Origin of the sequence: Collinsella sp. AM09-41 (assembly GCF_003473245.1) — a bacterium.
Lineage (GTDB): Bacteria > Actinomycetota > Coriobacteriia > Coriobacteriales > Coriobacteriaceae > Collinsella.
The window spans coordinates 112,543-137,819 of sequence record NZ_QRMJ01000001.1 but is presented as its reverse complement, the minus strand read 5'-3'; the positions used below and the strand labels follow the sequence as shown (position 1 = coordinate 137,819).

General features: G+C 58.9%; 17 protein-coding genes. 10 read left to right on the top strand and 7 right to left on the bottom strand.

Annotated elements, in window-relative coordinates; genetic code table 11:
* Nucleotides 1-38 precede the first annotated feature (38 nt).
* The 4 genes from DW112_RS00595 to DW112_RS00580 all read right to left on the bottom strand — a co-directional run bounded on the left by DW112_RS00595 (nt 39) and on the right by DW112_RS00580 (nt 5,017).
* Entirely contained in the window at nt 39-209 is a 171-nt protein-coding gene (locus DW112_RS00595) for a type II toxin-antitoxin system HicA family toxin (protein ID WP_084591772.1), read from the bottom strand.
* A gap of 606 nt (nt 210-815) precedes the next feature.
* Nucleotides 816-3,281 carry a phosphatidylinositol-specific phospholipase C gene (locus DW112_RS00590; protein WP_117637327.1) on the bottom strand — a complete coding sequence of 822 codons (2,466 nt, stop codon included), beginning with the start codon at nt 3,279-3,281 and terminating at the stop codon, nt 816-818.
* A gap of 304 nt (nt 3,282-3,585) precedes the next feature.
* Nucleotides 3,586-4,179, bottom strand: a complete 594-nt coding sequence (locus DW112_RS00585) for a hypothetical protein (protein WP_117637326.1) — start codon at nt 4,177-4,179, stop codon at nt 3,586-3,588.
* 226 nt (nt 4,180-4,405) lie between these two features.
* Nucleotides 4,406-5,017 (bottom strand): hypothetical protein, encoded by a 612-nt coding sequence (locus tag DW112_RS00580; RefSeq protein ID WP_117637325.1) that lies wholly within the window; start codon nt 5,015-5,017, stop codon nt 4,406-4,408.
* Nucleotides 5,018-5,369: 352 nt separating this feature from the next.
* On the opposite strand from DW112_RS00580, the gene DW112_RS10165 reads away from it, so the two are divergent.
* From DW112_RS10165 to DW112_RS00535, 9 genes are all read left to right on the top strand, one after another.
* Nucleotides 5,370-5,537, top strand: a complete 168-nt coding sequence (locus DW112_RS10165; protein ID WP_117637324.1) for a zinc-ribbon domain-containing protein — start codon at nt 5,370-5,372, stop codon at nt 5,535-5,537.
* A gap of 30 nt (nt 5,538-5,567) precedes the next feature.
* Nucleotides 5,568-6,209, top strand: a complete 642-nt coding sequence (locus DW112_RS00570) for a hypothetical protein (RefSeq protein WP_147327737.1) — start codon at nt 5,568-5,570, stop codon at nt 6,207-6,209.
* 184 nt (nt 6,210-6,393) lie between these two features.
* Nucleotides 6,394-7,026: a cyclodeaminase/cyclohydrolase family protein gene (locus DW112_RS00565; RefSeq protein WP_158571708.1), complete on the top strand. Its 633-nt coding sequence runs from the start codon at nt 6,394-6,396 to the stop codon at nt 7,024-7,026.
* 2 nt (nt 7,027-7,028) lie between these two features.
* The gene (locus DW112_RS00560; protein ID WP_117637321.1) at nt 7,029-7,883 is read left to right on the top strand and encodes a bifunctional 5,10-methylenetetrahydrofolate dehydrogenase/5,10-methenyltetrahydrofolate cyclohydrolase; all 855 of its coding nucleotides are present in this window, start codon (nt 7,029-7,031) and stop codon (nt 7,881-7,883) included.
* Between the two features lie 366 nt (nt 7,884-8,249).
* Complete coding sequence (locus tag DW112_RS00555; protein WP_117637320.1) at nt 8,250-9,773, top strand: C69 family dipeptidase; 1,524 nt, start codon at nt 8,250-8,252, stop codon at nt 9,771-9,773.
* Between the two features lie 148 nt (nt 9,774-9,921).
* Complete coding sequence (locus DW112_RS00550; RefSeq protein ID WP_117637319.1) at nt 9,922-10,338, top strand: hypothetical protein; 417 nt, start codon at nt 9,922-9,924, stop codon at nt 10,336-10,338.
* Between the two features lie 8 nt (nt 10,339-10,346).
* Complete coding sequence (locus DW112_RS00545; protein ID WP_117637318.1) at nt 10,347-12,110, top strand: AarF/ABC1/UbiB kinase family protein; 1,764 nt, start codon at nt 10,347-10,349, stop codon at nt 12,108-12,110.
* A gap of 384 nt (nt 12,111-12,494) precedes the next feature.
* Nucleotides 12,495-19,769 carry a DUF4430 domain-containing protein gene (locus DW112_RS00540; protein ID WP_147351819.1) on the top strand — a complete coding sequence of 2,425 codons (7,275 nt, stop codon included), beginning with the start codon at nt 12,495-12,497 and terminating at the stop codon, nt 19,767-19,769.
* Nucleotides 19,770-19,778: 9 nt separating this feature from the next.
* Nucleotides 19,779-20,687 (top strand): DUF4430 domain-containing protein, encoded by a 909-nt coding sequence (locus DW112_RS00535; RefSeq protein ID WP_233503144.1) that lies wholly within the window; start codon nt 19,779-19,781, stop codon nt 20,685-20,687.
* Nucleotides 20,688-21,034: 347 nt separating this feature from the next.
* On the opposite strand, the gene DW112_RS00530 is transcribed toward DW112_RS00535, so the two are convergent.
* The 3 genes from DW112_RS00530 to DW112_RS00520 all read right to left on the bottom strand — a co-directional run bounded on the left by DW112_RS00530 (nt 21,035) and on the right by DW112_RS00520 (nt 24,052).
* Nucleotides 21,035-21,442: a GtrA family protein gene (locus DW112_RS00530; protein WP_117842626.1), complete on the bottom strand. Its 408-nt coding sequence runs from the start codon at nt 21,440-21,442 to the stop codon at nt 21,035-21,037.
* A 219-nt stretch (nt 21,443-21,661) separates the two neighbouring features.
* Nucleotides 21,662-22,057 carry a GtrA family protein gene (locus tag DW112_RS00525; protein ID WP_117655839.1) on the bottom strand — a complete coding sequence of 132 codons (396 nt, stop codon included), beginning with the start codon at nt 22,055-22,057 and terminating at the stop codon, nt 21,662-21,664.
* Between the two features lie 78 nt (nt 22,058-22,135).
* Nucleotides 22,136-24,052, bottom strand: a complete 1,917-nt coding sequence (locus tag DW112_RS00520; protein WP_118065107.1) for a fructose-1,6-bisphosphatase — start codon at nt 24,050-24,052, stop codon at nt 22,136-22,138.
* Between the two features lie 320 nt (nt 24,053-24,372).
* On the opposite strand from DW112_RS00520, the gene DW112_RS00515 reads away from it, so the two are divergent.
* A complete protein-coding gene (locus tag DW112_RS00515; RefSeq protein WP_117634925.1) occupies nt 24,373-25,263 on the top strand; it encodes a DegV family protein in 891 nt (296 codons plus the stop codon).
* Nucleotides 25,264-25,277: the final 14 nt, after the last annotated feature.

The window sequence follows — 25,277 nt, the reverse complement described above, 5'->3', positions numbered from 1 at the left end:
CTCCTTTAAAAAGTGATGCGAAATGTGATGAGGATGAGCTATCGAAGCCCTGCCTGCCTTAGGATTCTTTTGGCAATTTGATCCTCGATCTCTCGGTGGCGTTTTACGAGCACGAGCTTGTCGCCTTTGACGAACTTCTCGTGATTAGTGCCTCCTTTCGAGATGAAGCCGGCTTCTTCGAGGATACGGATCAATTCGCGTCTCTGCATCTCAGCCTCTTTCAATAACTATATATTAGCACTTCCTAAGGGTTTTAGGCTTAAATCTTAGCTATTGCTAATCCTTTGTTTTGCGGCGCCATCCTTGGATAACGGCTTATATTCGTTGTTGTATTAGTCTATTTGCTCGTGCGGACACGTTTTGGTGCCCTGCGCGTGACCGCAAAAAGGGTTTGTAGTGACTAAAATGTGGTCATAGAGATAGTTTTATCGAACTCCATGGGGGTGGCGCGCGTGGATGACAACACGTTGTTGTTTCACGATAAGGGTGCCGGCGTTTTCAAGGGAATAAGCATCTATCCCAATCGTATCGAGGCGGTCGTGAAGAACAACTTCTTCGGCACCCATACCAAAACGTCTACCTCAAGGACATTACGGGTGTCAACAGGGTCAAGGGTAAGCGCGTGTTCCTTCGTAATAGGTTACTGACCGACTGTTCCTACAGGCTGAGCAGTCATTCCCAGGCCAAGGAATTTGTGAACGCGCTGAACATGGTGATGTAGCCTATGGCGGCGTTCGGACCAAGGTAAAAATCAGGGGCGCAGAACGGTGTTCTGCGCCCCTCATCGAGTTGATGCGCCCAAAAGGCCGGCTGGCCTATTCGCTAGCGCCTTCGTCACTTTCATGGTCGTTGACAAGCATTGCCGCGCCGACGGCTGTTGTTGCTACGGCGGCAGCGGCGAGCCCGGCGGCGATGCCAGAGCCGTCGCCCGTGCCGGCGAGTTTTCCGGCCGAGCTTTTGCCCTTGCCGTTCTTGTCGGCGCTACCTGCGTTGGGGCCCGTGCCACTGTCGGTGCCGGTGCCGTCGCCGCCCGCGTTGCCCGAGGCTGCAACTGCAAAGCTTGCGGCTCCGTCGCTGGCGAGCGTGTAGTTCTGCGCCGCGTCGCCCAAAAGGCCTTTCGCGCGCACCCAGTACGTCCCTGCGGTAAATGCCTCGCCCTCGGCCATTGCCGTGCCCGGAGCGCCGTTTGCATCGTGCATAAACTCGAGCTGGGCCGTGCAAGCATCGGTTTCGAGCTTGCCGTCGAGCAGCGCCGTGATCTTGGCGCGCACGTCCTCGCCGACCTTGAGGCCTTCGAGCCCCTCAAAGTGGGGCGTCAACGCGCGCCGGTCGATATAGATGGGCACGGAACCCCGCAGTCCTGTAACAGTCTCGTTGCCCAGGGCGTCGACATCCACGTATTCGACGAACTTGCTGCCCGAATCTGCCACGTTGAGCGTGCTGCTGCTGTCGACGAGGCGGAAATAGCCCTCGCCAACGGTCTTTCCATCCTGAAGTGAGGCATCGCTCAACGAGTCGCCGTATGTCATGCGCATACGGGTCGGGAGGTAGTACGAAACGGTCTGCTTGTGCTTCGCATCGTAATTGCGCTGGTAGATGCTTCGGGCCAGTGCCGCATCAACAAAGTCGGACGCAATGATGCCAATGTGCTTGAGGCAGTCCTCCTTTGTGCTCTCATTTCCGGTGCTGTTTATATACTGGCTCTTGTATAGATGCTCGTTGACCACTCGTGCTGCGGTAAAAGGATTGCTTCCTTGCTTGTAGTTCGTGCAGCTGGTGTAGTTGATACACCAGCTGTGCTCCAGGACCTTTACCTTGGCCCCGTCATTGTCCTCGACGTCCACCATGATGCGGGCGAGCTTGGTTGTCTCCTGCAGCGCCATATCGACCCAGCCGATTTTGTCGGTTCCTGTGCATTCGTAATGGTCCTGGGCGTATACCTTGGTGCAATAGGGCTCTTCGTCACCCGTTTTCCCCACGGCTTCAAAGCCCCGCTCGTCTCGAACGAGACACATAGAGGTGCTGTCGGTGTGTGCTGCGATTTTGTCGTCCCATTGGGTGAGGTCGAGGCCCCATGTGTGGCTGCTTACGCTGTTGCCGGCGAGCCCAAACCGACGCAGCAGGACGATCTTTCCGCGCACCTCGCCCAGCGTGGGGATGCGGCTCGATGTGTAGAACAGGTCGGGGTTCTCATCAAAAACCTTGCCCAAGGCCGTCGTGAGGCTTTCGTCGGTAGCCTCGTCATTGCCCCGCGACACGAGCATGATGAGCGCTTCTGTCGGGTTTTCGCTCAAAAACGTATTGAAGTACCCGATGACATCGGAGAGATGCATAAAGTTCCCGTCTTTTTTGAGCAGGTAACATGCTCCGTGGTCGATGCCGGGGTTCTCACCCTTTCCGAGTCGAATATCAAAATAGCGAACGCCTTCGAGCAACTGCGTGGGGATGTAATCCTGCTGGCATTTTGCTTGGGAGGATTGGGGCTCGGTGTCGTTGTCCACGCTGCAGGTGCCCGAATCGTGCGTGCCCGGGATGCTCAGTTCGTCGAGGAACTTGTTGTTGTCGACGTATTTCATCCAACAGGGCCCGTCGACGTAGCTGCTATACGTGGTCCAGTCGATACTTCTAACCGTGGTATTGATCTTGCCCATGTCGTAACCGACAAGCTCGAGCTCCCACGGAATGTCCTTCCTCTTATGGCAGATCTTGTTGTTGTCCTGGTCTTTGCCGTCCTTTTCTATGGCCAGGTAATTAATGTCTTTTTTCTCGTTTGTGCGGTCTCGGATGATGTAGGTTCCGTTTAACTGGCGTTCAAACGCAAAAGCGCGGCTGGGCTTTTTGTCATACTCACCATTCCATACGTGGATGACCTTTCCATCTTTGTCCGAGTCGCCGTCGACCGACCAAATGCTGTAGCCCGTCTTTTTATGCTCTTCGAAATTGAGTAAGGTGCGGATGGCATACCAATTTGTATTATCTGCATCGGTCAGCACGCGCTCGAGGATGAGCTTGCTTGACGTGCCGTCGTTAAAAAGGTGGCAGACGTTGCCCTTGATGTTGCCGTCTTGGTTGACGCTTGCGGTACGAAAATAGCCCGCGGGGCGAAGGCGAATGACGAACTTGTCGAGGCTGACCGACGCTGTGGCAGCGTCGTCTGCAAATGCCGCTCGCAGGGGAATACCCAGCGTCGCGGTTTCGGGCAGGCTTGCAAGCGGCGACAACGCCGCAAGTCCTAGGCCCAACGTAAACGCTCGGCGACTGATGGCGTGGTGTTCGGTCATAACTCCTCCATTCGCAGGGTGCGGTTATGCACTCGTTTGGGTCACTATACTGCCCAGATGTCTAAACGTGTTGGCTTAATTGTCTGCGCGGCGCTATAAATCGGCGGGCGGACGCGTTGGGGCGCTTGTCTATTTGTGCTGCTACCGCGCTGGGGGTGGTTTTGCCGCCCGGCACCCTCGCGTTCGCCGGCTATCGGCATAAGAAAGGGAGGGCCGGCGAGCCGATCCTCCCTTGGTGCGAAGCGCTGGGGTATCGTCGCTTGTTTGCACTGTGCCTGTGTTTCCCGCTGCGCTCGCCAGTCGCTTAGCGCTTGATCTCGATATCGTCGAGCTTGACGTCCATGGCTTCGGCCTTGGCCTTGACGATGTCGTCGGCAAATTCCAGGGACTTCATCATGGTCTCGACGGTATCCTTGTGCTCCTCGACGTTGTCGATGCGCACGTACACGCTGCCGCCTTCAACGTCGGTGAAGTACTCGGTCGTTACGCCGCCCGAGTGTGTATAGGAAGCGTTGCGCCAAGTCTTGCCGTTGTACTTGACGGGGTCATTCTCGGTCCACTCAAAGCTGGCATTCCACTTTGCCTCGTAGTCGAACAGCTCGTCGGCGTTCTTGTCAGAGTCGAAGACGGGGATGAAGCGATCGCTGGCGTGCTCGCTTTCAGTGAACTTAAACTGGGCCCTGTCGGCGGTGTCGCCTGCGACGTCGGTGATCTCGACGCCCTCGGGGACCTCGACCTTAAACCAGATGAAGTCGGTCCTCATATCCACGGCTGGCTTTTCTGCTCCGCCGCCACCGCCACTGCCGGTAGCGCCGCCGCTTCCGCCACAGCCCACCAGGGCAACCGCGGCAAAGAGACTGATGCAGAGGGTGAGAATCGCAAAGGCCTTCTTTTTCATGGTCGTGTCCTCCTCGATCTGTAACCGCCCATGGATTACCTGCCTTTACTGTACGCGTGGACGGCTCGTTCGGGTGGGCCATGTGTCCCATTCTGGGGGCAGGATTTGCGCCGTTAAGTGGCAATATGCGCGGGCGTAAAAGAGGGGAGGGCCGGCCGATCCGATCCTCCCCTGGCTGGGCGTCCAATCATTTAATGACTGCGCATGCGATGCTGCGTGCGAGCCCCTAATGCTTGATCTCGATGCTCGAAATCTCGACTTCGCGTGCCTCGGCAACTGCCTTCGCCATGTCATCGGGAAACTCGATGGAGTTGAGGAGCGCCTCGGCTTCTTTCTTATGCAGATCGAAGTTCGAGATGAGAACGTAGACGCTTCCCGGCTCAACGTCGGTAAAGAGGAGGGTTGAGACGCCGCTGTTGTCCTCGTACGTTCCGACGAGCCACGTCCTGCCGTTATACTCGACGGATCCGCCATCCTTCCACTGGAACGTATCCCCCTTCTTTTCCGCCTGGTCGGCGTGGGATTCCTCGGCCGTCAGCGCTTTTTTCCAAACGGGGATAAAGCGATCGGCCGAACCGTTCTCGTCTTCGGGGAAGGTGAGCTGGACCCTGTCGGCATTCTTGCCAGCGGAGTCGCTCACGCCAACGCTCTCGGGTATCTCGACCTTAAACCAGATAAAGTCGGTCTTCTTGGCGACGGGAGCTTTTTCCTTGCCCTCGCTCTTGGATGCGCTGCTGCCCCCGCCTCCGCTTAACGCACTTCCGCCGCAGCCCACAAGGGCGAGTGCGGCAAAGAGGGCGATGCAAAGGGAAAGGATCGATAGGGTCTTTTTCTTCATGGTGGCGTCCTCCTTGTCTGTCGGTGACATCACGGCGCCGCGGGTTGTTGGAGCCGTTGGTGTATGTTGCTATTCGCAAGCGTGGCGGATGTCGTTGTGTGTGGTGCGGCGATACCTCCGTTCTTAGTTTTCGGCCGTTGAGTGGCCGTGCCCCAACGGGTTCCTTACTTATAGATATGCCCCAGCTTGTGCTGCCCGGGAGTCTCGAAAGGTGGGCCATGTGTCCCATGTTTGGGGCAGGCGCATGGGACGGTACGGCTCGGCATCGGCTTTTTCATGTTGCGCAACAGCGCCCTGGGTGGGGGCGTATAGACTTGGCTGTGACAAAAGCTAAACCACGAAAGGTCGAACGATGTTCTGTCAAAAATGCGGACAGCAAGTTCCCGATGGATCGACGTTTTGCACGCATTGCGGGGCGTCGCTTGCGGGTGGCTCCGCGCCGACGCCTACGGGCGCTGGTCCTTCCTCTGCCCCGGGCCTAACCCAATCGATGCCGCCGGTCGCGCCTGCGCCTCAATAGCCCAAGAGCAAGGCGCCGGTCATTATCGCTGTGGCATGTGCTGCTGTGGTCCTCATCGGCGGCGGCACGGTGTTTGCGCTTACGGTGCTCAATGGGTCAAAGAGCTCCGGCACGCAGATTTCGGTGGTCGATACCGGGTCTTCGGACGAGAAAGATTCTTCTGCCAAGAAGAAGAGCGACAAGTCCAAGTCCAAGGAATCCTCGGCGTCCGATGACGAGGCCGTCCCCGGGGACGAGTCGGCATACTACGGTTCGGGCGATTCGGACGATTACCTGACCGACGTGCATACGTACACGAACGACATGCATCCTTATAGCATGTCGATTCCCAACCGTTTTGAGATGGAAGATACTCCCAGCGGCAGCAGCACAAGGTACGAGGATCCGGAGACGGGTTTTGTGATCAGCCTGTCTGGCTACGTCAACATTAACGACGAAACTGCACACGAGATGTTTGTCGATGAGGACACCTCGGGCAAGGCCGACCTCTATACCGCAGAGGGCGACAACTGGTACGTGGTCTCGTGGTGTGAGGACGATACGGTCATTTACGAAAAGACGATCGTCACGGATTCGACGATTGCCACGGCGCATTTGGAGTACTCGACTGCAAACCGCGACATGGGATCGAAGATTATCGACACGCTGCTGCCGACGTTTCAGGTGGACTAGGCGCCCGTGCCTATAGCCGGCAATCGGAAACACCGATAGCCAGAGCTCCTGACAGCCTTTGTCTTATGGGCTAGACTGGCTTGGACAAGATCGATGAATGGGACAACCGCTTCCTGGCGTCGTTGTCCCATTTTTTATTCCGGCGCGGTCCGTGGCGACCGGCGCTCTAGGCAGAGGTGTTTCGATGAGCCAAGAGATGATGGATAAAACCTGTCGCGGTTTTGCCGAGGCGCTTGCCGCGCGCGAGCCGGTTCCCGGCGGCGGCAGCGCCAGCGCGTTTGTGGGAGCACTGGGTGCCTCGCTGTGCGGGATGGTTGCTCGCTATGGCGCGACGAACCCCGCGCTTGCCGATCGCGCAGACGATCTAACGCACGCGTTTGCCCAGGCAGACGAGCTGGCTCAGGAGCTTGTGGGTCTGGTTGCCAAGGACGTTCGTGCGTACGGCCAGGTGTCTGCGGCATACGGTATTCCGCGCGATGATCCGGCTCGACCGGCTGCGATTCAGGATGCACTGCACGTGGCAGCCATGCCGCTGTACCGCATTATGGATGCGTGCGGTCGTGCGCTGGCGCTGCTCGAGGACATGGCCGATAAGGGTTCGCGCCAACTGCTGTCCGATGTGGCGTGCGGCGCCGTATTCTGCCGCGCTGCCATGCAGGGCGCGAGTTTGACGCTCTTTGCGAACACCACGTCTATGAAGGATCGTGCCCGCGCCGAGGAGCTCGAGGCGGCGTGCGATGAACTGCTCGATACGTGGCTGCCGCGCGCCGATGCGCTGGCGCGCCGCGCCGCCGACGCCGCCAGGAAGAGGGGATAGCCATGGCAGAGCTGCTGAAGGGTGCTCCCGTTGCCCGTGCTTTGACTGAGGAACTCGCTGCTCGCTGCGCCGCCCTGCGCGAACGGGGCATCGTGCCGACGCTGGCCATCGTTCGTGTGGGCGAGCGCGAGGACGATCTATCCTACGAGCGTGGCGCCCTCAAGCGCTGCGAGAAGGTCGGCATCGAGGTTCGCCGCGTTTTGCTTCCTGCCGATGTTTCGCAGGACGAGCTGTTGGCGGCCATCGAGGACATCAATGCCGACCCCGCTGTTCATGGCTGCCTGATGTTTCGTCCGTTGCCCGTTGGGCTTGACGAGGATGCAGTTGCCGCGGCACTCGATCCTGCCAAGGATGTTGACTCCATGACGCCGGCCTCGCTGCTTACCACGCTTTCGGGGCGTGGCGAGGGCTTTGCCCCCTGCACAGCGGAGGCTGTGCTGGCGTTGCTGGACCATTACGGCGTTGAGCTGGATGGAGCCAAGGTCGCGGTCGTTGGTCGGTCGCTGGTGATTGGCCGTCCCGTTGCCGCCATGCTTACGGCTCGCAATGCCACAGTGACGACGTGCCATACGCATACGCGCGACTTGGCTGCTGAGTGCCGTTCTGCCGACATTGTTGTTGCCGCGGTTGGGCGTGCGCGTACGATTGGCGCGGATGCGGTTCGCGAGGGCCAGACGATCATCGACGTGGGTATTAACTGGGACGAGGCCGCCGGCAAGCTGGTCGGCGACGTCGATTTTGATGCTGCGGAGCCGATTGTTGGCGCCATCACGCCCGTGCCGGGCGGCGTGGGCGCAGTGACGACGGCGATTCTCGCCAAACACGTGATCGAGGCGGCGGAGCGCGCATTGAACTAGGCATTTTTGGCTGATTAGGGGGTTAGATATATACTCCCGTGACACGCCGTGTGCAAAAAATGCCAAATATGAGTACTGTTGCCAAGCTAGTCGCATATAATTTAGGTCATTTTGGCTCTCTAACGATATTTAGTATCGATAGGGACCCCTATTTTATTGGACCTTTGAGGAATTACATAGTCTAACTTTTGTACAAATGTAGACTTTCGACGCCCACGCCCGGCAAAATAGCTGCTACTAAATTGGTGTCAGTACTCATATTTGACATTTTTTGCACACAGGGGTTGCTGTGGCCGTGGTTTCGCCCTTTTTGCGCCGAAGCGATACACTGTTGCCGTTTGATTTCTTCGCTCAAGGAGGATGCGCATGCCGTGCACAACGATTTTGGTTGGTAAGAACGCGAGCTACGACGGGTCGACGCTTGTCGCCCGCAACGAGGACTCGTCCAACGGGGTGTTTGAGCCCAAGCGCATGCGCGTGGTGCATCCCGACGAGCAGCCGCGTGTCTACACGAGTGTCCTGAGCCACCTGACCGTTGAGCTGCCCGACAACCCCATGCGCTACACGAGCGTCCCCGACGTTGTCCCGGGCCATGGCATTTGGGCCGAGGCCGGCTTCAACGAGCTCAATGTTGGCATGTCCGCAACCGAAACACTCACCACCAACGAGCGCGTCCGCGGCGCCGATCCGCTCGTGGACTATGTACCCGCCAAGGGCAACGAGGGCGAGGACGGCTATGTTCCGGCCCAGCCCGGCGGACTGGGCGAGGAGGATATGGTGACCCTGGTGCTGCCGTACGCCAAGTCCGCCCGCGACGGCGTGCGTATTTTGGGTGACCTGCTCGAGCGCTACGGCACCTACGAGAACAATGGCATCGCCTTTAGTGACGTTGACGAGATCTGGTGGCTCGAGACCATCGGCGGCCACCACTGGATCGCCAAGCGCGTGCCCGATGACGCCTATGTGACCATGCCCAACCAGCTGGGTATTGACAGCTTTGACCTGGACGACGCCGAGGGCGCTCAGGTCGACCACATGTGCTCTGCCGACCTGCGCTCCTGGATGGCAGAGTGGCATCTGGACCTAACGCTGGGCGTCGAGGGTGACGGTCCCGCCGCGGTCTTTAACCCGCGCGAGGCCTTTGGCTCGCACAGCGACAGCGATCACGTCTACAACACGCCGCGCGCCTGGTATATGCAGCGCTGCCTCAACCCCAGCGATGTGTGGGACGGTCCCGACGCCGACTACACGCCCGAGAGCGACGACATTCCCTGGAGCCGCGTGCCCGAGCGCAAGGTGACCATCGAGGACATCAAGTACGTGCTTTCGAGCCACTACCAGGGCACGGAGTACGACTGCTACGGCAGCAAGGGCACGCCCGCCACGCGCGGCGCCTATCGTCCCATCGGCATCAACCGCAACAGCCAGCTTGCCGTGCTGCAGCTGCGCCCCTTTGCGCAGCCGGCGTATCGCGCCGTGCAGTGGATGGCGTTTGGCTCCAACTCGTTTAACGCGCTCGTGCCGCTGTACGCTAACGTCGAGACCATGCCCGAGTACTATGCCGGCACGCAGGCTCGCGTGACGTCCGAGAATTTCTATTGGGTGAATCGCCTGATCGGTGCCTTGGCAGATGTCCGCTTCCATGAGTGCGGTCGCGCGGTCGAGGATTATCAGGAAAAGGTCGGCGGCATGGGCCACAAGCAGATTCACGACGTTGACGCTGTCGTAGCCGCGCTGCCCGAGGCCGAGGTGCCTGCCGAGCTCGCCCGTGCTAACGAGGCCTTTGCCGAGCTCGTGCGCGTGGAGACCGATGCCCTGTTGGGCAAGGTGCTCTACACCACGAGCTGTGCCATGAAGAACTCCTTCGCGATGAACGACAACGTAAGGTAAAGGCAACCTTGCAGCGAACGAGCGGGGCAAACGCCGTCAAAGGCTTTGGCCCGCTCGATTTTTATCTTGGCGGTAAAACGATTTTGTGTCGTTCACTCAATCTTGGGTACAAGAAGTCCAATGCAGTTGTTCATGATTGGAGCCAACCATGGTTATGAAACTCGATCAGCTTGTTAACGGTGCCATCAACGTGGGCTTCGGCGCCGCCGCCGTTGCCGTCGAGGGCGGCAAGAAGGTTCTCGACGACCTCGGTACCAAGGGCGAGCAGGTCCGCAAGGATGCCGGCACCCCCGATATCGCCCGCAGCGTGTCCGATATGTTCGAGCAGGCGGGTGGCACCATCTCCGACCTGACCGAGCGCCTGGGCATGCAGGGCGAGACTGCGGCACAGCGCGTGCTCGATGAGCTCATCCTGGCTCGCGTCCGCGTTATGACCGCCCCCGAGCGCACGGCCTTCCTGGCCCATGTGCGCGACATCGTCGATTCGGTCGAGGACAACGTGACCTCGGTGCCCGTCGAGTCCGTTGAACCCGACGACGCAGAGGACGCCGAAGAGGCCGAGTAGCAGCGCAGATGGCAGATTCCACCACCGATTACAACAATCAAGATCCCTTGGGTGACGAGGCGGCGGTTGTCGACGAGGTCGATGCCGCCGTCTCGGGCGCTCGCAAGAAGCCGCGCGCTGTCGATATGGTCCCCGAGGAGCCCGACGCGATGGCGCCGGATGAGGAATACCAGCTCACGCCGGCAGGTCGTCGTGAGCGCATTGGGCAGATCGTTCGCCTGATCAAAAAGTATCGCGTGTGGGACAACCTCACGCCGGTGCGCCTGCGTCGTCTGCTCGAAGAGCTCGGCCCTATGTTCGTCAAGATGGGGCAGATTCTGGCCAACCGCTCCGAGATCTTGCCGCAGCGGTTTTGCGACGAGCTGCGCCGTCTGCGCTCCGACGTAGAGCCGGTGCCGTATGAGGTAGTGCTCCGCTGTCTGGAAGAGGAATACGGCCAGCGCCTGGGGCAGATGTTCGACGCGATCGACCCCAACCCGCTCGGTAGCGCGTCGCTCGCGCAGGTGCACCGCGCCCGCCTGGTGACCGGCGAGGACGTGGCCGTTAAGGTGCAGCGCCCCGGTGCGCAGCAGGTGATGGCGCAGGACATCGACATCATTCGCTCGGTGGTGCGTATCGTTTCCAAGTTCGTCAACACCGACCAGTTTGTTGACCTGCACGGCGTGGTCGAAGAGCTGTGGACCTCGTTTCGCGAGGAGACCAACTTTTTGGCCGAGGCCAAAAACCTCAACGATTTCTATGACTTCCACAAAAGCGTGCATGGCGTATCGTGTCCCAAATCCTACCTGGACCTTTGCACCGAGCACGTGGTGGTCATGGACTACATCGACGGCATCTCCATCGCCGATCCCAAGCGTTTGGCAGCCGAGGGTTATGACTTGGAAAAGATCGGCGCCGCAATCGTCGAGGACTATTCGACGCAGGTGCTCGACGACGGCTTTTTCCATGCGGACCCGCATGCGGGAAACATTATCCTCAAGGACGGCATCGTCTACTTTATCGACCTGGGCATGGTCGGGCGCATGTCGAGTCACGACCGCGGTATCGTCAAGGACATGATTTTCGCCGTGGCCGAGGGTGACGTCCCCAAGCTCAAGGATTCGCTTATGCGCTTTGCCGTGACGCGCGGCGATTCTGCCGAGCTCGACCATTCGGCCTTTTTGTCCGACTTGGACTTTATTGTCGCCGACTTTGCGGGGCTCGATCTTAAGGACCTGGATATCGGCGAGTTTTTGACCTCGCTGCTCAATCTGGCGCGCAAAAACGACGTTGAGCTGCCGAGTGTGGTGACGATGTTCGCGCGCGGCATGGTGACGCTCGAGGGCCTGCTGACCGAGTACATGCCCAACGTCAACATGATCCAGATTATCCAGACGCACATCAAAAACGAGAAGAGCACCTATGCGCGCGTGCGCGATATGGGGCGCGATCTTGCCGCGAGCAGCTATCGAGCGGCAAAAGGTTCGCTCGAGGCGGCCGAGTATCTGGGCTTGGCGTCGCGTATGCTTACGCGCGGCCAGCTTAAGGTGAACACGCAGATCATGAGCAGCGATAAGGCACTGCGGCAGCTGGGTGGAATTATCGACCGCATGTCGATGGCAATTGTGATCGCCGGTCTGTTTATCGGTTCGTCGGTGGTGTACTATGCGCGTATCGAGCCGGTTGTGTTTGGTATCCCGGTCATTGGCTTTATGGGCTACGTGAGCGCGCTGGCGCTGGCACTGATGCTGGGCCGCGAGATCTGGCGCAATAGCCACGGCGGTAAGCGTTAGCGATTTCCCGGGGTCGGGGAAACGGGTTATTTTGCTCGGCACTTCATCCCCGCCCTTTTCTATCGCAAACCATAGCTTGTACCTTGGGCTTCGCCTGTGTGCGGGGCCCTTTTGCGTGCTACCATATCGACAGTAATAATCGATGGCCTAGATGGTGGTGCGGAGACGCACGAATGCGCGGTTTTCCTGCGCGTTTGGGAGAATCGGGGTGTAAGTCCCCGGCTGTACCAGTAACCGTAATTCCTCTTGGCCCGGGATGGTCGCGTCGCAGATCGGACGGCGCGCCCGGGTCGGTAAGGTTAAGTCGGATCGCCTCCCATCTTGTACGCGGCCGCGGCGCATGCCGCCGGTACGCGTTGGGCTCTGGAGGGAAGGGGGACCCCGATGGGGGTACTCAAGCGCGATATGCGCGATGACGTGGGGCAGCCGCTGGGCAATGTCCCAAGTTCAGACAATAGGAGACAAATGGATATGTTTGAGGATGAGTGCCAACGCGCCTCGTGGCGTCGTCATGGAGCGATTGCCCGCGGCGTAGCCAAGCGCGGTCTGGTGGCGTTCCTGGCTTTTGCCATGGCTTTTGGCACCACGCCGGCGCAACTTTGGGCCGAGGGCGCCGAGGGCATTGCCGAGGCCGTGGCGCAGGCTGCGACGGGCGGCGAGGGCGCGGCGGCCGACGATGGCACCGCTGCCGACACCGGCGCGAACAGTGCGGCGGCGAGCGCTGCTGCCGATGACGCCGGCGCAGATCAGGGCGCAACTGCGAGTGCCGCGAATGGTGCCGACACCGCCGCAGGCAACGCGACTGAGTCCGAGAACTCTGCTGCGACGCCTGCTGCTTCGGAGCAGAAGAACGCCGTTGCCGCCGCGTCTGCCACAACGCTTTCGAGCGAGGCCAAGGTCTTCATCCAGGATACCAAGGATAAGGACAGCTCCTATTCCACGAAGTCGGGCGCGCTCAAGGCCGGTGAGACGCTTTGGGCAAATATGTACGATGAGGTCGAGGACGACTGGTACGGCACTTCGACTGAGCCCGTTGCCAATCCCGGCACTTGGACTTACACCTGGCTCGCCGGTACGACTAGGGCCAGCAGCAATGTCGCCGACTACACCGAGGTCGTAGGCCACGAGCAGTCGCTCACCGTCACCGCCGCGATGGAAGGCAAATACTTCATCTGCAGGGTAACGGTTGATGGCAAGGACTACTATGGTCCGTCCGTTTCTTCCGGCTCGGGTATCAATGCCAACAACATCCCCGGTCCCGTGCTGGGTGCCGGGCAGATGGAGCTTAACAACGTCAAGCTGAGTAGCGACACGCCGAGCATAGGCGACACCCTGACGGCGACTCCGTACATAAGCTATTATCAGCAAGCCCCCGCCGACGCCAAGGTTACCTACACGTGGTCCGCATCCACCTCGCAGTACTCGGGCTTTACCAAGATCGAGGGCAAGACGGGTGCTTCGCTCGTGGTGGGCGACGACCTTGAGGGCAAGTACATCAGGGTCGAGGCCAACGCTGGCGTCAACACGGTGAACAAGACCACTTCTAGCAAGGTCAAACAGGCCGGTGCGGTCGAGATTTCGGCCGTGTCCATCATCAATACCAAGGACGATACGAGCGTCTTTGCGGTGGGGGATACCGCTAAGGCCCGCGCTAAGGAGAAGGGCGGCGCGTACGGCGCGTTCGTCGACGCGAGCAAGCTCAACTATCAGTGGCAGAGCTCTGACACCAAGAGTGGCACGTATACCGACATTGCGGGTGCCACGGGTGAGACCCTCGAGCTTACCGACGCTTTAGGTGGCAAGTACCTCAAGTGCAAGGTGTCCTCGAAGATCGGCTCTTCGAGCATGGCCAACAACACGGGCGCTCTCGTTGCGGCTACCGGTTCAATTAACGTTACGAGCGTGACTATGAGCCCGACTTCGGGCAAAGTCGAGGTTGGTTCTACGATTACGGCGACCGCCAAGGCGGGTTCCACCGACGTTACCGCCGATTCGCATGTCACGTGGCAGTGGTATAAGGGCACCTCGAACACCGCAAGCAAGTGCGACACGCCTATCAAGGGTGAGACCGGTAACACCCTGACGGTGACCGCCGCCCTTAAGGGCTACTACGTCGTGGCCAAGGCCAACGGCGGCTATGGCGAGCAGAAGCCGTACTATGCGGTGGGTCCCGTTTCCGTCGCGGGCCAAGTGGAGCTCTATGACGTGCAGTTCGAGGGTTCTCCTGCTACCAATGGCGTGCACGTAGGCGATACGCTCAAGACTAAGGTGCGCAAAAAGGACGGTTCGCGCTACAACTATATCGACCGCACCGATAACGTGACCTACCAGTGGCAGTATGCAAACAGCAGCTCGAGCTACGACCCCGCCTATACCGATATTCCCGGTGCTACCGAGGCCGCCTATACCGTTGACGCTGCCTATGCTGGCAAGTATCTGCGCGTGAAGGTGACGAGCGAAAATACCGTTTCCAGCACGCAGAAGAAGAGCTCCTACGGCGGCACGCAGTCCGTTGCCCCGCTCGGCCCCGTGACGCTTAAGGGCCAGTACAAGCTGGCAGGCATTGAGCTTGCCGATAAGAACGTTACGCTCAGCGTGGGTTCAAAGATCACGCCGAGCGTGCAGGTTCCGGGCAGCTGGTCGGGCTCGACGAAGGACGTGCCCGAAGATGCCGAGCTCACCATGGCGTGGTATGCCAAGGGCGAGGGCGATGCCGATTGGACCGAGCTCACCGACGGCATCGATAAGACCGATGGCAGCCTGACTCTTACGGATGCGCTTGTCGGCAAGCGCATCAAAGTTACGGCGAGCGCTCTCGACAACACGGTTGAATGGGTTTCGTCCGATAGCGTCACCGCGGCGGGGGAGTATAGCCTGCTGCGCGTGATCGCCAGCCCGCAGATTAATAGCGATTCGACCCATCTCGTCTCGGGCGATAGCGTAAAGGCGACAGCGCAGGCCAAGCGCGCCGACGGTTCGACCACCAACGGTATCGATGTCACCGACCAGGCGACTGTAGCCTGGTATGCGGCCGACGACGCGAAGGCTCCGGCGGCCGACTGGACGCTGCTGCCCGATATGTCGGGCGCCGCGGCAACGGTTTCGGCATCTGCTGCTGGCAAGTATCTGAAGGCTGTCGCCACGAGCGGCAGCTCGACGGTCGAGCTCGTCTCCGCTAACAAGGTTATCGCCGCGGGCTCGCTTGAGGCCGCAGTCCAAAAGCTTAACGATGCCAATAAGCAGATCGCCGTTGATTACAGCGCCAAGGGCGGCAACGTCAACGATGTCCTGAAGGCGCAGCTTGCCGATTTGGGCTTTACCGATATTGACGTCAAGGTCTCTGAGGGCGGCGTTGCCTTTAAGGCCGAGGACGCCAAGGCTACGGTCGGTATCTCCGACGCCCAGGATAAGACCAATGGCAATGTGACGTTCTTCTTCATTGACCCCAACAACTACACCGGTTACAACATCGACGGTCTGCGTAACGCCGATGTGGCGTTTGAACTGTCGCGCGATGGCAAGACCGAGTATTACCTGCCCAACAAGTCCGTGCAGGTTGCTTGGGACGAGGCTAAACTGCAAGACCTTCTTGACGGAGCCGCCGAATCCCTGCAGATTGGCTACGCGTCGGGCGAGTCCGCCGATGGCGTGACTCAAAATGTCACGCTTCCGTACAAGGCGGGTTCCGCAAAGAAATTCTCTGTTGAATGGACAAGCTCCGACACCGAGCGCCTGTTTGTTTCTGGTTATAGCTGGGAAGATAAGACGGGTAAGGTTTCGCGCGCATCGAGCGATCGAGACGTGACGCTGACCGCCAAGGTTACGGTTACGAGCGGCGACATCAAGCTTGCCGGCTCGCATGACTTCGTCGTGACGGTCAAGGGCGATCCCGAGAAAGTCAACGCCGACAAGAAGGCACTGCAGGAGAAGGTCAATGCGGCCTTTACCTACGATAATATCAAGTACTCCGGCACCGACGTGGTCGCCAACAAGGACGGCTTGACCGCCGACCTGCAGATGCCACGCACGAGCACGCTCAATCTCGACGGCAAGTATTACGAGGTCAAGTACTCTGCCAGCACCGATGACATCACGTTCAACGGTTACAAGGGCACGGTCTATCAGCCGCTGCCCGGAGCCAAGGCCGCAAACACCAAGATCACCCTCACGGTGACCGACAAGTCGAACTCCGAGGTCACGGCTAGTAAGACCCTCGATTTTGCGATTGCTCCGCAGGACCAGGGCGAGCTCGATGCCGAGCTTTCTCTTATGGAGCAGGCTAAGGCCGGCTACGCCGCTGCCATCTTGAATGGCCAGGACGCTAGTGCCGTTTCGACCGACATGCACGCGTTCCAGAAGGCATATCTCGATGCCGACGGCAACCTTGCCTGGAGCTACAACAAGGCAACGACCGATTCGACGTCCCCCGGTATTGTTCCGGTCGATCTGCCTGGCTATGACGCGATGTCCGGGCAGGATTGGCGTCTGTTTAAGTCGAGCAACAGCTCTATTGTTTCCGCAGAGAATCTCAAGGTCACGCAGCCGCAGTACAACACGAAGGTTGTCGTTTCCTCGCGTCTGACGAGCGAGAAGTACGCTCGCTACGCTGAGCGTTACCCCGACAACGCTACGTACGCCAAGCTTGCCAACCAGGACGTGTCGGCAAAGATCACGGTTCTGGGCACGAGCGGTCAAAACGATCCCGAGGTTACGGCGACGTGCTCCGTCATTGGCATCGATGCCAAGGGTAAACAGCAAACGTGGGCTGCCGCGACGCAGTACACGCTCAAGAATGGCTCGACGGCCGCCGATCTTTCCGAAGAGCTCTTTAAGCAGGCCGGTCTCAAGGTCGACTACGACCCCAATGGTTCTTGGGGCTGGGTGCTCAACTCCATTACGTCGCCTTTCGACGCTGATCGTACTCTTGCGTATGATTCCGCTACGGGTGCCTATTGGCAGCTGTTTATCAATGGTGTTGCGGCGTCGGTTGGCGCTGGCAGTTACCCCCTCGATGCGGGCGACTCTGTTGTCTGGTGCTATTCGAAGTACGGCGACGCTGCACCCACCGACCAGCTTTCGGTAAGCTGCACCGTTATCGGTCAGGACGCTTCGGGTGCTCAGCAGACGTGGGCGCAGCCTACGACTGCACTGGTGGAAGAGGGCGCAACTGCCGCCGATCTTTCCGAGCAGGTCTTTAAGCGGGCCGGTATTGGCGCCGACGTCCAAACCGGTTCGTATGGTTGGTTCCTCAATTCGCTGACTTCTCCGTTCAATAAGAGCGTGAAGCTTTCGACCGTACGGGTAAACGAAAGCACCTGGAAGTCCTGGCAGTTCTTCGTTAACGGCAAGATGGCCAATGTCGGCGCCGGCAACTACACGCTCAAGGCCGGCGATGAGATTACCTGGGTCTATGGTTCCGATGGCACCATGCCCGGTCAGGTCTCTGTCTCGATGGAGATCATCGGCAAGAAGGACGATAAGGCACAGCGCTGGACCGATCCTTCGAAGCAGGTGTTTGTTGGGGGCACGACGATCAAGGACGCCACTGCCGCCTACTTCGATGCTTTGGGCATCAAGTCCGAGATGTACGATCAGCTGGGCTTCTGGGGCGTTCACAGCCTCGTCTCTCCGCTTGACGGCACTAAGTTGGCCGGCGCTTGGTCGTACTTTGTTAACGGTGTTCCCGGATCTCAACTCGACAGTGACTACGTGCTCAAGTCGCGTGACGAGATCGTCTGGGCCTATGCTGCCGGCGATACGGTGCCTAATCCCGACGAGGTCGTAGTCAATCCGAGCGCCCCACGTCCGACCGATTGGAAGTCCGATTGGGACGGCAAGTCCAATGCAGCGGTCGAGAACGTTTCGACGCCTACGGGTGCGCTAGCGAGCTCCTGGACGTTCGATTGGAAGGCGTACTCGGGTGCCACGAATCCCAACGCAAGTGAGCCTATCGTTGTTAACGGCTACGTATACCTCGCCGTCAACAAGCGTTTACTAAAGATTAACGCCGAGTCGGGCAAGGTCCTTGCCGAGTCGAAGCTTAAGACTGCGGTCGGTTACACCTCGCGCCCGATTTACGCGAACGGTTTGGTTATCGTTCCGCTCGACCGCGGTGCGGTCCAGGCTCTGACGGCTGACACGCTCACAACGGTTTGGGTCACTGACTTCGTGAGCGGGACTGCTCAGTCGAATTCTCAGCTGACGGTTGATGGCAATTACCTCTATGTCGGCACCGTTGATGTCGACTATGGAAAGGGCACGTATGACAACGGCCATCTGACGCGCATCAATATCCTGACCGGAGCGGTTTCTTGGCAGCATGTCAATCCGAACGAGGGCTATTACTGGACAGGCGCTACGGTGGGCGATGACTTTGTCTTGGTTCCCACCAGTTCCGGTACCGTCGAGATGCTGAGCAAGTCGACGGGCGATGTGCTCGGCAGCGTCTCGGTTGGGGCGATTGTCAACTCCACCTGCGTGTTTTCTGACGACGGTAGCCATGCCTATCTCATCTCGCGCGACGGCAAGCTGCACGTATTGGCGATTTCTGATGGCGACTCACGCGATGCGGATGCCGCTTCGCGTATTACCGAGGAGCGCGTAGTTGACCTTGGCCTTACCGGCTGTGCGTGTGCGCCTACGATGTATGATGGCAAGCTAATTGTTGGCGGCGAGGTTGCTGGCGGCTCTGCGCTGGCGATTATTGACCCGGCCAAGGACTTTGCCAGGACGCTGGTCACGACGGCGGACGGCTCTCAGCTGCCGGCCGGACTTGGTGGCATCAAGGGCGCTCCGCTCGTGAGTGCCCAGGGCAAAGACGCGTATGTCTACTTCACGGTTAACTACGGCGAGAGCCCTGATTTCGTTAACTACACCACGGGCGGTGGCGTATATCGTTACAAGTTGGGTGACACCGAGGCTTCTGGTGTGTTTAGCGCAACGGGCCACAACAACTACTGTGACTCGCCAATCGCTTGTGATGCCCAGGGCAACTTGTACTACATCAACGACTCTGGCACGCTGTTCAAGCTGAATGCTGGCGTTAAGGTTTCGTTTAGTGCTGGCAAGGGGTCCAAGGTCGATTTTCAGACTACGGCCGCCAACGGCTCTGTGGCCAAGCCTGCCGATCCGACGCGCGAGGGCTACACCTTCGCTGGTTGGTATACCGACGAGGCTTGTACGGAGGCGTATGACTTTAGCGTTGCGGTGACGGCGGATATGACGCTGTATGCCAAGTGGGTCAAGAATGCTGTTAACCCTGGTGGTAACGGCGGCTCTGGCTCCAACGGCGGCTCGGGTAATGCCGGTGCCGGCGCCGGTTCCGGCAATGGTACTAACGGCCAGCAGAGCGGCGGCGCTGTTTCGCCTGGGCAGAAGCCGGTGTCGTCGACCACGACCACGACCGAGACCAAGGACGGCAAGGATTCCAAGAAGGATTCCGACAAGTCCGACAAGAAGGACAGCAAGAAGTCTGATAAGAAGTCCAGCAAGTCCGGCTCCAAGTCCGATACGGGCTCGTCTGCTACGACCGCTGCTAAGAAGTCCACTGCGGCTCCCGCGCAGCAGTCTGGCTTCAATCCGCTTGCCATCGTCGGCGTTGCGGCAGGCGTGATCGGTCTTGCCGTCATCGGCGTGTTCGTATTCACCAAGCGTCGGTAGGTGAGGGCTGTGTCCAATAAGCCTCAGGACGCCGAGTCCAAGCAGCCCGACTCGTCGTTCATCCAGCTTGACGATACAAAGCAAAAGGGCGCCGCTTCGGTGGCGCCCGCCTCGCGGCGCAAGGCGCTTGTTGGTGTTCTGACAGCCGTCTGCATTGCGCTGATTGTCGTCTCGCTGGGCTTTGTTTACCCTTCCGTCAGCGGTGCCTGGTCCATCGATTGGATTGTCGAGACCGTGACGGGGGAGAGCATCGTTGCCAAGGATGCGTCGGTTTCCGGCTCGACTACCGCTTCGGGTAAGGTTGCGTCCAAGGACTCCAAATCTTCGGACAATGCGAAGGACGGGTCGAAGGACTCGGATGAATCTGATTCCAAGGACGCTTCCGAATCCTCGGACAAGGACTCAAAAAAGGATTCGAAGGAGAAGAAGTCCGAAGGCAAGGGCGGGAAGAAGTCCAGCAACGTGTCTGCCGGACATGGCTCCGAATCCGCCGGTGGATCGAGTTCTTCTGACGGCTCTTCTTCGGGCGGCGGCTCGGTGTCTGGCGGTGGGTCTGCATCCAACAGCGGCAGCGCCTCTGCTGGCAATCAGGGCGGCTCGCAGCAGCCTGGCTACGTCACGGTGACGGTTTCGGTCACATCGAGCGCCGTGGGCAATCCTGTGTCTTCTAGTGGCACCTTCACCTTTAACGAGGGCGCTACGGCCTACGATGCTCTGTGCGCCCTAGGGCTTTCCGTGAATGCGCGCGGCACGTCGTACGGAACGTATGTTGCCGCCATTGGCGGTTTGGCCGAGATGGAGCATGGCGGCAAGAGCGGCTGGATGTACTCCGTTAACGGCACAGCGCCCATGACGGCCTGCAGTAACTACGTTCTCCCTAATGGCGCCAACGTCGTGTGGTATTACGTAACGGGCTAGAGGCCTCGACATAGCGCGCCAGACGGGCAGTTCGGACCAACATCCGAGCCGCCCGTTTTCATGCGAATGGGACGTCGTTTCCCAATCGAGGCTCAACCGGAAATTGCATCCCACTCTGAAGGCGAATTCCGGGACACAGTTTCCGCTAGGACGGCGTTGCGGAAGCTGTGTCCCATTCTGAGGCTGCAATCTGGGATGCACTTTCCGGAACGGCGCTCATAGGGAAACTGCGTCCCATTCATGCACTGTAGCCCGCCTCGTACGCCTTCCGCGGCAGACTCTGTAAACAAAAAGCCGGTTGGAACGTGAATTCCAACCGGCTGCGAAGCGAGATTATGTTGGGCCGTCTACGACTGCGCGCCCTCGAGGAATAAGCGACGGCTAAAGTAGTTGTACCAGGTGACCAAGAACGTTGCGATTGCCTTCATGGCCTGGTAGCCGATGCTCAAAAACGTGACGCCCACAAACATGTACAGGTCGTTGAGACCCAGACCAATTACCGACAGGATGGTGAAGATCGTAAACTCGCGCTTGCGGCTCATGCCCTCGCGATGGTCGAACACGTACTTCATGCTGAGCCAGTAGTTAACCACGACGGAGGTGGTAAACGAGACTGTGGTGCTCATCAAAAAGTCGAGATGGAACAGCTCGACGAGCGCAATCAGCATGCCCCAGTCGATGCCAAAGGAGATAAGGCCCACGACAGCGAACTTGAGGAATTGCTTAGTATGAGGTTGTGCCAGTGCCTTGCGCACGTAATCACATCCAATGCGTTGACGAATCGAGCAGAGGATACTTTAGAGCTTTTGCATGGGAAACGTAAGGTCTTTGCCAAGAACTATACGAACTCGCCAAATTTGCAAGAGACAATCCGCAAACGTGCCAAATTTGCCCGTAAACGAACAAGGCCCACGAACAACGCAGCGCTCGACGCACGTCGTTCGTGGGCCCCGTAGTGCAACGAGGAGGCCGAGCTATTTGGTCTCCTCGCCCTCCAGGAAGATCTTTCGGGTCACAAAGTTGTAGACCATGACCAGTGCGGTGGCGCAAATCTTGGCGATATTGGCCTCGAGCCCCAGACCGGCGTTGAGCGCCAGCACGATACCGTCGTTGAGCGCCAAGCCGATCACGGACAGCACGACAAAGATAATGAACTCGCGGCGGCGACTCATGCCCTCCTTGTGTGCAAACACGTACTTCATGCTCGCGACGTAGTTAAAGATGAGCGAGACGATAAAGCCGCTGGTGTTGGCGATCAGGATGTTAAGGCCCAGACCGTAGTGGAGCAGATTCATGATGCCAAAGTCGATGACCGTGGCGACGACGCCGACGACGCCAAACTTCATGATCTGCGCAAGGAGCTTTTGCATGGTACCTGCCTTAGGATTGCGCCGGGGCGCCGCGGGGATGATGAACTCAGCAAGTTTAGCCAATCCCCACGGGTGGAGCTAGGCGCGCTCCTCGATAGCACCGTTTCTATATGCATCGAGCAGTTGGCGTAGGTCCTGGATCTGGCTGCGGATCTTGGCACCCGTATCGGTGTCGCTTACCATGCGGCGGCGGTCGGCCTCGTCAAAGCGGTTGGTCTCGCTCTCGATATCGATATTGCGGGTGAGCGCCTCGGCAACGGTGGTAAAGGCCTGGTGCGACTTGAGGCGGCATCCGCGCGAGCTCGAGATGAGCGTGTAGCCGGCGATGCCCGTCTTGGGGTGGTAGGCGCGGCAGAAACCGCCATCGATGACCAGCAGCTTGCCGTTGGCGCGGATGGGCTGCTCGCCCTTGGTAGTCTTGACGGGCGTATGGCCATTGATGATGTGACCGGTCGGCGAACAGGCCATGGGGGCAACGCCGAACTCGCGCATGATGTCGTCGCAGACCGAGGGCGACTTGGTTAGCGTAAAGTACGGGTCCATCGGCTCGACCCAGGTGCTCTTATCGGCGATATAGGCGCGCTCAAAGGTACGCACCAGGCGTCCGCTGGCGGGTGAGTTAAAGCCGATCCACAGGTACCACATCCAGTCGAGGGCGTCGCGGTCGCCCACGCGCCAGGCGCGGCGGGCGATGCGGTCGCAAAAATCGAGATAATCGCGGCCTGCGTGCCAGGTGCCCAGGCAGTTCATGCTGCTAAAGGTACCATCCTCGTTGAGCGGCACGCAGCCATGGAACAGCAGGTTGCCGTTGGCGACCTTATACATGGAGCCGTGGGTATAGAGGAAATCGATGTGGCGATGTAGGTGATCGGCGGTGACAAACTCGGACACGAGCTTGTCGATGATGTGCTGCTCCTCGGGTGTGAGCGTGTAGGGGTCCGTCGGATCGACGGTGGGGAAGTCGTTGGTCGTGAGCGGCCATACGCTGCCGTCGGCGAGGGTGACCGTGCCGGCGTCGTGATCGACCTTGTCGAGCAGCAGGCGGTCGGCCATGTCGAACTCCGGGTGACGCTGGATAATCTGGCCCTCGAGCTTAAAGAGCAGGACGTTGATGGCTTTGATCAGCGGGCTGATGGGCTCGCCGGCGATATAGGCGGCGTCGGCGAAGGCGACAAGCTCGCGCAGCGAGATGCCATAGTCGTTTTCGAGAATCTCGTAGTTGTCGTAGCGCAGGTTGTTGCGCAGCACCGTGGCGATGCAGGCGGGCTCGCCGGCAGCGGCGCCCATCCACAGCAGGTCGTGATTGCCCCACTGGATGTCGAGCGAATGGTAGGTGAGCAGGCGGTCCATAATCTTGGCCGCGCCGCCGCCGCGGTCGAAGATGTCGCCCACCAGGTGCAGGTGGTCGACGGCCAGGCGCTTGATGAGCGAGGCAAGCGACTCGATAAAGTCGTCGGCGCTGGCGGTCTCCAGAATGGACTCCACGATGCGCTCGTGATAGCGCACGCGATAGTTGTTCTCGTCCGGATGCGTGTGCAGCAGCTCGTCGATGATGTAGGCGTAATCGCGCGGGATGGCCTTACGCACCTTGGAGCGGGTATAGCGGCTCGAAAGCGAGCGGGCAACCACAATAAGCTGGTCGAGCATGGTTTTATACCAGGTAGGTGAGTCCTCGTGCTGGCTGCGGACCAGCTCGATCTTCTCGCGCGGGTAGTAGATGAGCGTGCACAGCTCGCCCTTTTCATAAAAGGTGAGCGTGTCGCCAAAGATCTCGTCGACATGCTCGCGTACGACGCCCGAGCAGTTGTTGAGGATGTGCATGAAGGCTTCGTATTCGCCATGCAGGTCGCTCATAAAGTGCTCGGTGCCCTTGGGCAGGTTGAGGATGGCCGAGAGATTGATGATCTCGGTAAACGCGGATTGCTCGGTGGGAAACTGTCTCGACAGCAGGCGCAGATACTTGAAGTCTTGCGGATTGCGATCGAATGCGACCATGAAACACCTTCCGATATGGTTGGTAAAACTGATAAAACAGTGTCAAGCGTTTACCAGTATGCGCCGGCTTTGTTTCGATTTTGCGCCGGCGGCTGAATTGTCGGCTGAACGGTTTGGTAAATCGATTTAGTTGAGGTAGATATGGCGGTTGAGTGGAGGCAAAGCGGGTGATTTTGCCCATGTTGGCCCATGGCGGGGATGGGGATGTTCATGATAAAGATAATCAATACAAATGGTTCGCATTGGTAAATAGTGGACATTTGTATCGTATTTAGGCTTGCTGTGCGATAATTTGCACAGCAATACTTAAGGAGCCTCATATGAGTGATTTTGTCCTGACCTGTGAATCCGCCGCCGATCGAACCCGTGAGTTCTTTGCGTCGCGCAATATCCCTGTCGTGTGTTTTCATTACGAGATCGACGATGTTGTCTATACGGACGATCTGTATCAGTCGATTACGCCGGACGAGTTTTTTGCCCAGATTGCCGCGGGCGCCATGCCCAAGACGTCTCAGGTGAGCGTGGGTGAGTACGAGGAGTTTTGGGAGCCGTTTGTTGCCGAGGGTAAAGACGTGCTGCACCTGACGTTGTCGTCGGGTATTTCGGGCACGTATGGATCGGCCTGCGTTGCGGCACAGATGCTCGCGGATCGCTATCCTCAGGGCGGCAAGGTGCGCGTCATCGATTCGTTGGCGGCGTCTTCGGGCTTTGGCCTGCTGGCGGAATGTGCCGCCGACGTGCGCGATAGCGGGGCTTCACTCGACGAGACGGCCGCCTGGATCGAGGAGCACAAACTCAACCTGCACCACTGGTTCTTCTCGACCGATCTGTCGAGCTACCTGCGCGGCGGTCGCATTTCGGCTGCGAGCGCAATCATCGGCACGGCGCTTAAGATTTGCCCACTTATGACGGTCGATTGCGAAGGTAAGCTGTCGCCACGTGAGAAGATTCGCACTAAGAAGCGCGCGATTTCCGAGATGGCTAAGACTATGATGGCACACGTGCAGGACGGTGCGGATTATTCGGGTAAGTGCATCATGTCGCACTCGGCGTGCCGCGAGGATGCCGAGGCAGTTGCGGCGCTGATTGAGGAACAGGTTCCGCAGCTTAAAGGCAAGATTGAGATTAATAACATCGGTACTCTGATTGGCTCGCATACCGGACCTGGTACGGTGGCGCTCTTCTTTATGGGCGACAAGCGCGTGGATTAATTTGCCCCATCACG